Raw genomic sequence first — 11,887 nt, 5'->3', positions numbered from 1 at the left:
CGGCGACCGCTCAAAAGAGGGCCGTCTACTGCGCCAGGTGCCGTTCGACGGTCTCGACCTTGGAGGTCAGTCCGTCGCTCACGCCGGGGCGGATGTCGGCCTTGAGGACGAGCGACACGCGCGGGGCGCGCTTCTCCACGGCGGCGACGGCGCGCTTGACGACGTCCATGACCTGGTCCCACTCGCCCTCGATGCTGGTGAACATCGCGTCGGTGCGGTTGGGCAGGCCCGACTCACGCACCACGCGGACGGCGTCGGCGACGTACTCCCCCACGTCCTCGCCGACGCCCAGCGGCGTCACGGAGAAGGCGACGATCATGCGTTCACGACTCCTTCCTTGCGGGCGCGGGCCGCGATGACGGCGTCCTCGGCCTCGCGGCGCAGCTTGCGCTCGGCGAAGAAGCCGCCGGTGGGCAGCACCGAGAGGACGAAGTAGAGGAGACCCGTCTTCAGCGGCCACTTGGCGCGGTTCCAGGCGTCCGCCCAGAAGATCACGTACAGGATGAACAGGACGCCGTGGACCGCGCCCATGACGGGGACCGCGTTGAAGTCCGTGGTCCGCTTCAGCACCGAGCAGACGAGAAGGATCAGGAAGGACACGGCCTCCGGGGCCGAGACCAGGCGGAGGCGGCGGAGGGCGGTGGCGGTCTTGATGTCCACGGATCACCTTCGGTGGGAGTGTTCGCGACGGTCTGCGGTTACGGTCCGTCGGTGGCGGGCTGCCGTTTGTGAACGCACGCACAAGCGCTCCACCATTGAAGCAAACCGTGGCCCTAGGGGTCCGCTCAGGGTCGGTGTCCACCCACGGGCCCTGTTCGGTCCACCCCCGGCGCCGCTACTTTCGCTCCGTGGCGATGTTCCGACTTCAGGGCAGCAAGGTGCTCGCCGTCGACATGACCGGGGACGCCGTGAAGGCGAAGAACGGCTCGATGGTCGCGTACGACGGGCAGATGAGCTTCAAGAAACTGAGCGGTGGCGGGGAGGGGCTGCGCGGGATGGTGACCCGGCGGCTCACCGGCGAGCAGATGACGGTGATGGAGGTGAAGGGGCACGGCACGTGCTGGTTCGCGGACCGGGCCTCGGAGATCAACCTGGTCGGCCTCCGGGGCGACAAGCTGTACGTGGAGTCGAGCAACCTGCTGGCCACCGACGCGGGGCTGCGCACGGGCACGACGTTCACCGGGCTGCGCGGCGCCTCGCAGGGCAACGGCCTGTTCACGACGACCGTCGAGGGGCACGGGCAGGCGGCGATCATGTCGGACGGGCCGGCGGTGGTGCTCCGGGTCAGCCCGCAGTACCCGCTGATCGTCGACCCGGGTGCCTACATCGCCCACCAGGGCGATGTCCGGCAGTCCTTCCAGTCCGGAGTGACGTTCCGCACGTTCTTCGGGGAGGGCGGCGGCGAGGCCTTCCAGATCCGCTTCGAGGGCGACGGACTGGTGTACGTGCAGCCGAGCGAGCGGAACACGATCGCGGGGGATCTGTAGCCATGGCGTTCCGGGAGATCAACTCGAAGATGGTCGAAGCGACCGTGCTGCCCGGGCAGCGGCTGTTCAGCCAGCGCGGGGCGATGCTCGCCTACAAGGGGGACGTGTCCTTCACCCCGAACGTCCAGGGCGGCCAGGGCGGGCTGATGTCCATGATCGGGCGCCGGGTGACGGGCGAGGCGACCCCGCTGATGACCGTCGAGGGCAGCGGCACCGTCTTCTTCGGGCACGGCGGCCACCACGTCCACGTCATCCACCTCACCGGCGACACCCTCTACGTCGAGGCCGACCGCCTGCTGGCCTTCGAGGGCACGCTCCGGCAGGGCACGATGTTCATGGGCTCGCAGGGCGGGGTGATGGGCCTGGTCCGGGGCCAGGTCACCGGCCAGGGCCTGTTCACCACCACCCTCCAGGGCCAGGGCTCGGTCGCCGTGATGGCGCACGGCGGCGTCCTCGAGATCCCGATCACCTCCCAGCGCCCGGTCCATGTCGACCCGCAGGCCTACGTCGCCCACCACGGCGAGGTCCGCAACAAGTTGTCCACGGCGCTCGGCTGGCGCGAGATGGTGGGCCGCGGCTCCGGGGAGGCCTTCCAGCTGGAGCTGAGCGGCAACGGCACGGTGTACGTCCAGGCCTCGGAGGAGAAGCTGTGAGCGCGTACGGAGGCACGTACGGCACCCCCGGCGGCCCGGTGGTGCACGACCCGATGACGCTGCCCGCCGACGACAACGTGAACAACTACACGTTCTGCGTCGAGCTCAAGAGCGGGCAGTGGTTCCTGCAGAAGGGGAAGATGATCGCCTACTACGGGGCGATCGAGTTCAACGGCATCGGGCACGGCCGACTCGACCGACTTGTCCGTACCTCGTTCCATTCGCCACTGCACGCGAGCGACTGGGTCGTGGCGACGGGCTCGGGCAAGATGCTGCTGGCCGACCGGGCCTTCGACGTCAACTCCTACGACCTGGACGACGGGAACTTGACCATTCGCGCGGGCAACCTGCTCGCTTTTCAGCCAAGTCTCGCGCTCAAGCAATCGATCGTGCCGGGTTTTCTGACCCTTATCGGAACCGGAAAGTTTGTCGCCGCATCTAACGGTCCGGTGGTGTTCATGGAACCTCCGATCCGGGTCGACCCGCAGGCGCTCGTCGGGTGGGCCGACTGCCCGTCGCCGTGCCATCACTACGACCACGGCTATCTGACGGGTGTACTGGGCGGTCTACGTGCGATGACGGGCCTCGGCGGGCTATCCGGGGAGGAGCACCAGTTCGAATTCGTGGGCGCCGGCACGGTCCTGTTGCAGTCGACGGAGGCTCTCATGGAGGAGGCGGCGACGGGTGTCGTGCCGTCCGAACCGGGGGTACCCGGAGGTGGCGGAGCGGCACCGGGCGGACACGATCAGCAACCATCGGGGGTACCGCGCCTTCCCGGACAGCTGGGAGACCTCCAGCGCCGCTTCGGGCTGTGAGCGGTAGTCTGCGGAGGGTGACGTCGAACGCGTGCGCACAGTCACACCATCCAAAGTAGTTCGCCATTCAACTTCTTAGGTAGACTTCATTCATGGAGACCGAGACGGCCACGCGCTGGCTGACCGATGCGGAGCAGTGCGCCTGGCGCACCCACCTGGAGGTCAACAGGCTGTTGACGTACCAACTGGAGAAGGATCTGCAGCCGTTCGGCCTGACTATGAACGACTACGAGATCCTCGTGAACCTGTCCGAGTCGGACGACGTACGCATGCGGATGAGCGACCTCGCCTCCGCGACCCTGCAGTCCAAGAGCCGGCTGTCGCACCAGATCACGCGGATGGAGAACGCCAACCTGGTGCGCCGTGAGAACTGCGAGTCCGATCGGCGGGGGTTGTACGCCGTGCTCACCGAGCATGGCATGGAGACGATGAAGAAGGTGGCCCCCCATCACGTCGCATCCGTGCGGCGACACTTCATCGATCTGCTCTCGCCGGAGGCGTTGACGGAACTGGACAAGGCGCTGAAGCCGATCGCCGAGCATCTGCGGGGGCAGCGGGGACGTCCCTGAGCCTCCTGGGGGAACCGCGCCCCGCAAGGGGCGCGGGGCCGTATCGATATGCGGCCCCGCCGCGTGGGCGCGATCAGCCACGGACGACCCGCACCCGGCGACGGCGATACGCAGCCACGGCGGGCAGCACGGCCACCGCACCCGCCAGCACGAAACACACCCCCAGCGGCACCCGTCCGATCAGCATCCCCGTCACCATCGCCCCCGCCGAACTCCCCGCGTTCACCCCGGTATTGACCCAGGCGCCCGCCTGCGTGCGGGCACCCTCGGGTGCCGTTTCGTCGACCACGAGGTACGCCGTCGTCAGGGTGGGGGCGATGAACGCTCCGGCGAGTCCCATGACCCCGGCGAGGGTCCACAGGCCGGGCGCCAGGCCCGCCGCCGCGACCACCAGGCCGAGGGACAGCGCGAACCAGCACAGGCGGACCCGGGCCGGCGCCCGCCACCGGACCGCTCCGTTGACCAGCCCGCCCACCGCGCTGCCGGCCGAGAGCGCGCCCAGCACCCAGGGCACCAGGGCGGTGTCGTACGAACGCTGCGCGGCGAAGGCCATCACCAGCAGCTCCACTCCGCTGAGAGCCAGTCCCACACCCGTGGCCACGGCGACCGGCGCCGACAGGCCGGAGAGGGTGCCGCGCCTCGTCTCGCGGGCGGCGCCACGGGGACCGGGCATCACCGGGCACGTGACGAAGGCGCAGGTACCGCCCACGATCAGCAGCGCGCTCAACAGGATCCCGGCAGCCGGCGGGGCCCAGCCGGTGAGCACGCCGACCAGGACCGGACCGGAGACGTACAGCAGCTCTTCGGCGACGCCGTCCAGGCTGTAGGCGCGGGCCAGCATGCCCGGCTCAGGGGCCAGTTCGGCCCACACCGCGCGCATGGTCGGTCCCAGCGGTGGCGCGCACGTGCCCGCGAGGGCCGCCGCGGTGGCGATGGCCGGCGGCGGTGCTCCGGGGCGCCAGGTCAGCGCGGCCAGGACGCACAGCAGGGCGCCGTAGGCCGCCGACATGGGCAGCAGGGCCCTGCGCGCCCCGTGCCGGTCGATCAAGGCCGCCCTGAACGGCATCAGGAAGACCGTCGCGGCGCCGAACAGGGAGAGCACGGCGCCGGAGACGGCGTAGGAGCCGGTGGCCCGGGTGACGGAGAGCAGCGCCGCCAGGGAGACCGTGCCGTAGGACAGGCGGGCGGTGAGGGCGGAGGCGAAGGTGCGGCGCGCGTGCGGGAGGCGCAGCACGGCGGCGTACGAGGGCCGCGAAGGGGCATGCGTGGACATGCTGATGTTCCTCTGTGGAGGCGGAAGAGAGGGCAGCCGAAGGACGCGAGGGCCTTCTCGTCGGCCTCGCGGTCCGGTGTGCGCTCTACGCCAAGGTGAGGAACATGCCCGTCAACTTACCAGCGGGGTGTCGGAGTTGGCGACCCTCTCAGCCCTGCGTCAGGCCCGCCACCAGCTCGTCCGCCGCGCGGTACGGGTCCAGCTGCCCCGCGACGATGCGCTCCGCGAGCGCGCTGAGGCGGCGGTCGCCGTGCAGGTCGCCGATGCGTTCGCGCAGGGCCGTCACCGCGATCGTCTCCACCTCGCGGGCCGCTCGGGCCTTGCGGCGCTCCGCGAGGACACCGCGCTCCTCCATCCACGCGCGGTGCTTCTCCAGGGCCTCGACGACCTCGTCGACGCCCTGGGCGCGGGCCGCGACCGTCTTCACGATCGGCGGGCGCCAGTCGCCGGGGCCGCGGGACTCGCCGAGGCCCAGCATGTGGTTCAGTTCGCGGGCCGTGGCGTCGGCGCCGTCCCGGTCCGCCTTGTTGACGACGTACACGTCGCCGATCTCCAGGATGCCCGCCTTCGCCGCCTGGATGCCGTCGCCCATGCCCGGGGCCAGCAGCACCACGCTGGTGTCCGCCTGGGAGGCGATCTCGACCTCCGACTGGCCTACGCCGACCGTCTCCACCAGGATCACGTCACAGCCCGCCGCGTCCAGCACGCGGATCGCCTGCGGCGCCGCCCAGGCGAGGCCGCCCAGGTGGCCCCGGGTGGCCATGGAGCGGATGTAGACGCCCGGGTCGGAGGCGTGCTCCGACATGCGGACGCGGTCGCCGAGCAGGGCTCCTCCGGAGAACGGCGAGGACGGGTCGACGGCCAGGACGCCGACCCGCCTGCCCTGCTTGCGGTACGCCGTGACGAGCGCGGAGGTGGAGGTCGACTTGCCGACACCCGGGGAGCCCGTCAGACCGACCACATAGGCGTTGCCGGTCAGCGGGGCCAGGGCCGCCATGACCTCCCTGAGCTGCGGGGACGCCCCCTCCACGAGGGAGATCAGCCGGGCCACGGCCCGCGGCCGGCCTTCCCTGGCCTGGGCCACCAGAGAGGAGACGTCCTGCATCAAAGAGCTCCGTTCAGTTCACAGACGTACACACGCGTACAAAGAGGATGCTTACGCCTTCGGTACCCGCACGATCAGCGCGTCACCCTGGCCGCCGCCACCACACAGCGCGGCCGCGCCGGTGCCGCCGCCGCGCCGCTTGAGCTCCAGGGCCAGGTGGAGGACGAGCCGAGCGCCGGACATGCCGATCGGGTGGCCCAGCGCGATCGCGCCGCCGTTGACGTTCACCTTTTCCGTGGACACGCCGAGGTCCTTCATTGACTGCACGGCGACCGCGGCGAAGGCCTCGTTGATCTCGATGAGGTCGAGGTCGGAGACCTCCAGGCCCTCCTTCTTCAGGGCGTGCAGGATCGCGTTGGACGGCTGCGACTGCAGGCTGTTGTCCGGGCCTGCCACGTTGCCGTGCGCCCCGATCTCGGCGAGCCAGCTCAGGCCCAGCTCCTCGGCCTTGGCCTTGCTCATCACGACCACGGCGGCCGCGCCGTCGGAGATCTGGGAGGACGAGCCGGCGGTGATCGTACCCTCCTTGCTGAAGGCCGGGCGCAGCTTGCCCAGGGACTCGACCGTGGTGTCGCCGCGAATGCCCTCGTCCTTGCTGAACAGGACCGGGTCGCCCTTGCGCTGCGGGATCTCCACCGGGGTGATCTCGGCCTCGAACAGGCCGTTCTTCTGCGCGGCCGCGGCCCGCTGGTGGGACAGGGCGGCGATCTCGTCCTGCTCGGCGCGGCCGAGGCCGAGGCGGGTGTTGTGCTTCTCCGTGGACTCGCCCATGGCGATGCCCTCGAAGGAGTCGGTCAGGCCGTCGTGGGCCATGGCGTCGAGCATCTGGACCGCGCCGTACTTGAAGCCCTCGCGGGACTTCGGCAGCAGGTGCGGGGCGTTGGTCATGGACTCCTGGCCGCCGGCCACGACGATGTCGAACTCGCCGGCGCGGATCAGCTGGTCCGCGAGGGCGATGGCGTCGAGGCCGGAGAGGCACACCTTGTTGATGGTGAGCGCCGGGACGCTCATCGGGATGCCGGCCTTCACTGCTGCCTGGCGGGCCGGGATCTGGCCGGCACCCGCCTGGAGCACCTGGCCCATGATCACGTACTGCACCTGGTCGCCGCCGATCCCCGCACGGTCGAGGGCGGCCTTGATCGCGAAGCCGCCGAGGTCGGCTCCGGAGAAGGACTTGAGGGAGCCGAGCAGTCGTCCCATGGGCGTGCGCGCACCCGCGACGATCACCGAGCTGTTCGTTCCAGAAGGCATGAGCTGCGATCCCCTTACCGGCCTGCCCAGGCCGAGGAGTGAACGAGGGTTTACTTCGAATGTACTGATGGCACTCCGTGCCGTCATCGGCCTGTCAGTGTGATCGCTCGCACGTTGCGTAACCACGGCCGTGGCGCTGCACTGAATCCATGCTGACGCGAATCGACCACATCGGGATCGCCTGCCACGACCTCGACGCGACCGTCGAGTTCTACCAGGCCACCTACGGCTTCGAGGTGTTCCACACCGAGGTCAACGAGGAGCAGGGCGTGCGCGAGGCCATGCTCAAGATCAACGAGACCTCGGACGGCGGCGCCTCCTACCTCCAGCTGCTGGAGCCGACCCGCGAGGACTCCGCGGTCGGCAAGTGGCTGGCGAAGAACGGGGAAGGCGTCCACCACATCGCCTTCGGCACGGCGGACGTGGACGGAGACGCCGCGGACATCCGCGGGAAGGGCGTGCGCGTGCTGTACGACGAGCCACGGCGCGGCTCCATGGGGTCGCGGATCACCTTCCTGCACCCCAAGGATTGCCATGGGGTGCTCACGGAACTGGTCACTTCGGCCCCTGTTGAGTCCCCTGAGCACTGACCCCCGTACATATGGGCCGGTAGGGTTGGGGGCGGTCGTCCCTGAAAGCGGGGGACGGCCGTTCCGGGGTCCGGGTTTCGGGGGACGAGCGTCGGGGCAGCAGCCCGTGCTCCGCCGTTGATCTGACACCATTCCCCGGGGGCCCCGTCCGGCGGATGGACGGAGCTCGTTGGAGAAGCCGACCAGGGGACGGATGGGACCGCGCAGTGCGGGGCTACGAGAGCCAGGAGCGAGAGCCGGCGGCTGACGTCGACCACCTCTCTCGGTTCGAGGCCGAGATGAAGCGGCTGAAGACCGAGCGGGAAAAGGCGATCCAGCACGCCGAGGACCTCGGCTACCAGGTCGAGGTGCTGCGCGCCAAGCTGCACGAGGCGCGCCGCACCCTGATGACCCGGCCCGCCTTCGACGGCGGTGACATCGGCTATCAGGCCGAGCAATTGCTCCGCAATGCCCAGATGCAGGCCGATCAGCTGCGCCAGGACGCCGAGCGGGAGCTGAGCCAGGCCCGCGCGCAGACCCAGCGGATCCTGCAGGAGCACGCCGAGCAGGCCGCCCGGCTCCAGGCGGAGCTGCACCAGGAGGCGGTGACCCGGCGCCAGCAGCTCGACCAGGAGCTGGCCGAGCGCCGCGCCACCGTCGAGTCGCACGTCAACGAGAACGTGGCCTGGGCCGAGCAGCTGCGCGCCCGCACCGACCAGCAGGCCCGCCGCCTCCTCGACGAGTCCCGCGCCGAGGCCGAGCAGGCGTTGGCCACCGCCCGCGCCGAGGCCGAGCGGCTGACCCGGGAGGCCCGCGAGCGGCTGCAGACCGACGCCGAGGCGGCCCGCGCCGAGGCCGAGCAGCTCCTGCGCCGCGCCCGCACGGACGCCGAGCGGCTGCTGAACGCCGCCTCCACGCAGGCGCAGGAGGCCACCGACCACGCCGAGCGGCTGCGCACCGACGCGGTCGGCGAGTCGGACACCGCCCGCCGGCAGGCCGGCGAGCTGAGCCGGGCCGCCGAGGAGCGGATGGCGGCGGCCGAGGAGGCGCTGCGCAAGGCGCAGGCGGAGGCCGAGAAGCTGCAGACGGAGGCCGAACAGGCCGCCGCCAAGACCCTCGCGAGCGCCGAGGCCTCGGGCGAGGCACGCACGCGTACGGCCAAGGAGCAGGTCGCCCGGCTGGTCGAGGAGGCCACCAAGGAGGCCGAGCAGACCAGGACCGAGGCCGAGCAGCTGGTCGCGGACGCCCGTGCCGAGGCCGAGAAGATCGTCGCCGAGGCCGCGGAGAAGGCCCGCACGGTCACCGCCGAGGAGAGCGCCACCCAGCTGTCGAAGGCGGCCAAGACCGCCGAGGACGTGCTCAACAAGGCGTCCGAGGAGGCCAAGCGCACCACCAAGGCGGCCACCGAGGAGGCCGAGCGGATCCGCACCGAGGCGGAGGCCGAGGCGGACCGGCTGCGCGCCGAGGCGCACGACATCGCCGAGCAGCTCAAGGGCGCGGCGAAGGACGACACCAAGGAGTACCGCGCCAAGACGGTCGAGCTGCAGGAGGAGGCCCGCCGGCTGCGCGGCGAGGCCGAGCAGCTGCGCGCCGACGCGGTCGCCGAGGGCGAGTCGATCCGCGCGGAGGCCCGCCGGGACGCGGTCGCGCAGATCGAGGAGGCGGCCAGGTCCGCCGAGGAACTGCTGGCCAAGGCCAAGGCGGACGCCGACGAGCTGCGGCAGACCGCGACCACCGACAGCGAGAAGGTCCGCACCGAGGCCATCGAGCGGGCCACCAGCCTGCGCCGGCAGGCCGAGGAGACCCTGGACCGGGCCCGCAAGGAGGCCGAGCGGCTGCGCGCCGAGGCCGACGAGCGGGCCGAGTCGGTCAAGGCGGACGCCGAGACCGCCGCGCGCGAGCTGCGCGAGGAGACCGAGCGCGCCGTCGAGGCCCGCCGCGCCGAGGCCGCCGGGGAGCTGACCCGGCTGCAGACCGAGACACGGGACCGGCTGGAGTCGGCCGAGCAGGCGCTCACGGACGCCCGTGACGAGGCCGCCCGGATCCGCCGCGAGGCCGCCGAGGAGACCGAGAGGCTGCGCGCCGAGGCGGCCGACCGGATCCGCACGCTCCAGCAGCAGGCCGAGACCGAGGCCGACCGGCTGCGCAACGAGGCCGCGTCCGACGCGTCCGCCTCCCGCGCCGAGGGCGAGGCCGTCGCCGTACGGCTGCGCTCGGAGGCCGCCGCCGAGGCCGAGCGGCTGAAGGCGGAGGCCCAGGACGCCGCCGACCGGGTGCGCGCGGAGGCACAGGCCGCCGCCGAGCGGCTCGGCACCGAGGCGTCCGAGACGCTGGCCGCCGCCCAGGAGGAGGCCGTCCGGCGCCGCCGTGAGGCCGAGGAGACCCTCGGTTCCGCGCGGGCCGAGGCCGACCAGGAGCGCGAGCGGGCCCGCGAGCAGAGCGAGGAGCTGCTGGCCGTAGCGCGGGGGCGCGTGGAGGAGGCGCAGACCGAGGCGACCCGGCTGGTGGAGGAGGCCGACCGGCGCGCCACCGAGATGGTGTCGGCCGCCGAGCAGCACGCCCAGCAGGTACGGGACTCCGTCACCGGGCTGCACGAGCAGGCGCAGGAGGAGATCGCCGGGTTGCGTTCGGCCGCCGAGCACGCGGCGGACCGTACGCGGCGGGAGGCCGAGGAGGAGGCGGACCGGGTCCGCGCCGACGCCTATGCCGAGCGGGAGCGGGCGAGCGAGGACGCCTCGCGGATCCGGCGCGAGGCGAACGAGGAGTCGGAGGCCGCCAAGGCGCTGGCCGAGCGTACGGTCGGGGAGGCGATGGCGGAGGCCGAGCGGCTGCGCTCGGACGCCGGCGAGTACGCGCAGCGGGTGCGCACCGAGGCCTCGGACGCGCTCGCCGAGGCCGACCAGGCCGCCGCCCGCACCCGGGCGGACGCCCGCGAGGACGCCAACCGGATGCGTTCCGACGCGGCGACACAGGCGGACACCCTCATCACCGAGGCCCGTAACGAGGCCGAGCGGCTGCAGACCGAGACGATCGCGGAGGCCGAACGGCTGCAGACGGAGACCGCCGCCGAGGCGGAGCGGGTGCGCGCAAAGGCCCTGGCGGCCGCCGAGCAGCTCATCGGGGACGCCACCGGCGAGGCCGAACGGCTGCGCGCGGAGGCCGCCGAGACGGTCGGCTCGGCGCAGGCGCACGCCGAGCGGGTGCGGGCGGAGGCCGAGCAGCTCAGGGCGGACGCGGAGGGGGCGGCCGAACGGCTGCTCAACTCCGCCCGCGAGGAGGCCGAGCGGACCCTGGACGAGGCCCGCAAGGACGCCAACAAGCGGCGTTCGGAGGCGGCCGAGCAGGTCGACACGCTCATCAACGAGACCACGGCCGAGGTCGACAAGCTGCTCAGCGAGGCGCAGGAGCAGGCGCTGAAGACCACGGCGGACGCCGAGTCGCAGGCCGACACGATGGTCGGCGCGGCCCGCAGCGAGGCCGAGCGGATCGTCTCCGAGGCCACGATCGAGGGCAACTCGATGGTGGAGAAGGCCCGCACGGACGCCGACGAGCTGCTGGTCGGTGCCCGCCGGGACGCGACCGCGATCAGGGAGCGCGCGGAGGAGCTGCGCGACCGCATCACCACCGAGATCGAGGGGCTGCACGAGCGGGCCCGGCGCGAGGCCGCCGAGACCATGAAGTCCACCGGCGACCGCTGCGACGCCCTCATCAAGGCCGCCGAGGAGCAGCTGGCCAAGGCGGAGGCGAAGGCCAAGGAGCTGGTGTCGGAGGCGAACTCCGAGGCGGGCAAGGTGCGCATCGCCGCCGTCAAGAAGGCGGAGGGGCTGCTCAAGGAGGCCGAGCAGAAGAAGGCCAGCCTCGTCAAGGAGGCCGAGGAGCTCAAGGCCGAGGCGATCCGCGAGGCCCGGCGCACGGTCGAGGAGGGCAAGCGCGAGCTGGAGATCCTGGTGCGCAGGCGCGAGGACATCAACGCCGAGATCTCCCGCGTCCAGGACGTCCTGGAGGCGCTGGAGTCCTTCGAGGCCCCGTCGTCCGGCAAGGAGGGCTCGGTCAAGGCCGGGGCGACGGTAGGCGCCCCCCGTTCGGGTGGCAAGTCGTCAGACGGCTAGTGTGAGCGGTGCGTTCCGGTAACGTCTGGGGGCTTTGCCCGAGTCGGTTGGCAAGC

General features: G+C 71.8%; 11 protein-coding genes. 6 read left to right on the top strand and 5 right to left on the bottom strand.

What is annotated here, in order from left to right; genetic code table 11:
* Nucleotides 1–25: 25 nt before the first annotated feature.
* Both AB0M27_RS24930 and AB0M27_RS24925 read right to left on the bottom strand, forming a co-directional pair.
* The gene (locus AB0M27_RS24930; RefSeq protein WP_365724205.1) at nucleotides 26–319 is read right to left on the bottom strand and encodes an MTH1187 family thiamine-binding protein; all 294 of its coding nucleotides are present in this window, start codon (nucleotides 317–319) and stop codon (nucleotides 26–28) included.
* Nucleotides 316–660, bottom strand: coding sequence for a DUF3817 domain-containing protein (locus AB0M27_RS24925; protein WP_365724203.1), 345 nt, complete (start codon nucleotides 658–660; stop codon nucleotides 316–318). Before AB0M27_RS24925 ends, AB0M27_RS24930 begins: the two co-directional genes overlap by 4 nt.
* Before the next feature lie 194 nt (nucleotides 661–854).
* Here AB0M27_RS24925 and AB0M27_RS24920 point away from each other — a divergent pair, with 194 nt between their 5' ends.
* The 4 genes from AB0M27_RS24920 to AB0M27_RS24905 all read left to right on the top strand — a co-directional run bounded on the left by AB0M27_RS24920 (nucleotide 855) and on the right by AB0M27_RS24905 (nucleotide 3,524).
* Nucleotides 855–1,487: an AIM24 family protein gene (locus AB0M27_RS24920; protein ID WP_365724270.1), complete on the top strand. Its 633-nt coding sequence runs from the start codon at nucleotides 855–857 to the stop codon at nucleotides 1,485–1,487.
* A 2-nt stretch (nucleotides 1,488–1,489) separates the two neighbouring features.
* Entirely contained in the window at nucleotides 1,490–2,140 is a 651-nt protein-coding gene (locus AB0M27_RS24915) for an AIM24 family protein (RefSeq protein ID WP_365724201.1), read from the top strand.
* Nucleotides 2,141–2,193: 53 nt separating this feature from the next.
* Entirely contained in the window at nucleotides 2,194–2,955 is a 762-nt protein-coding gene (locus tag AB0M27_RS24910; protein ID WP_365724269.1) for an AIM24 family protein, read from the top strand.
* 92 nt (nucleotides 2,956–3,047) lie between these two features.
* Entirely contained in the window at nucleotides 3,048–3,524 is a 477-nt protein-coding gene (locus AB0M27_RS24905) for a MarR family transcriptional regulator (RefSeq protein WP_071376406.1), read from the top strand.
* A gap of 73 nt (nucleotides 3,525–3,597) precedes the next feature.
* Here AB0M27_RS24905 and AB0M27_RS24900 read toward each other — a convergent pair whose 3' ends face one another.
* The 3 genes from AB0M27_RS24900 to AB0M27_RS24890 all read right to left on the bottom strand — a co-directional run bounded on the left by AB0M27_RS24900 (nucleotide 3,598) and on the right by AB0M27_RS24890 (nucleotide 7,153).
* Nucleotides 3,598–4,797, bottom strand: a complete 1,200-nt coding sequence (locus AB0M27_RS24900; protein ID WP_365724199.1) for an MFS transporter — start codon at nucleotides 4,795–4,797, stop codon at nucleotides 3,598–3,600.
* Nucleotides 4,798–4,945: 148 nt separating this feature from the next.
* Complete coding sequence (gene meaB / locus AB0M27_RS24895) at nucleotides 4,946–5,902, bottom strand: methylmalonyl Co-A mutase-associated GTPase MeaB (RefSeq protein WP_351800023.1); 957 nt, start codon at nucleotides 5,900–5,902, stop codon at nucleotides 4,946–4,948.
* Nucleotides 5,903–5,953: 51 nt separating this feature from the next.
* Complete coding sequence (locus tag AB0M27_RS24890; protein WP_365724197.1) at nucleotides 5,954–7,153, bottom strand: acetyl-CoA C-acetyltransferase; 1,200 nt, start codon at nucleotides 7,151–7,153, stop codon at nucleotides 5,954–5,956.
* 149 nt (nucleotides 7,154–7,302) lie between these two features.
* Between AB0M27_RS24890 and mce the strand changes: the two genes are divergently transcribed.
* Both mce and scy read left to right on the top strand, forming a co-directional pair.
* Entirely contained in the window at nucleotides 7,303–7,743 is a 441-nt protein-coding gene (mce, locus tag AB0M27_RS24885) for a methylmalonyl-CoA epimerase (RefSeq protein ID WP_365724195.1), read from the top strand.
* A 206-nt stretch (nucleotides 7,744–7,949) separates the two neighbouring features.
* Nucleotides 7,950–11,831, top strand: a complete 3,882-nt coding sequence (scy, locus tag AB0M27_RS24880; protein ID WP_365724193.1) for a polarized growth protein Scy — start codon at nucleotides 7,950–7,952, stop codon at nucleotides 11,829–11,831.
* Nucleotides 11,832–11,887 lie beyond the last annotated feature (56 nt).

It is taken from the genome of Streptomyces sp. NPDC052107 (genome assembly GCF_040680215.1).
Taxonomy (GTDB): Bacteria; Actinomycetota; Actinomycetes; order Streptomycetales; family Streptomycetaceae; genus Streptomyces.
The sequence above is the reverse complement of the archived record's forward strand: the minus strand, read 5'-3'. Positions and strand labels throughout refer to the sequence as shown.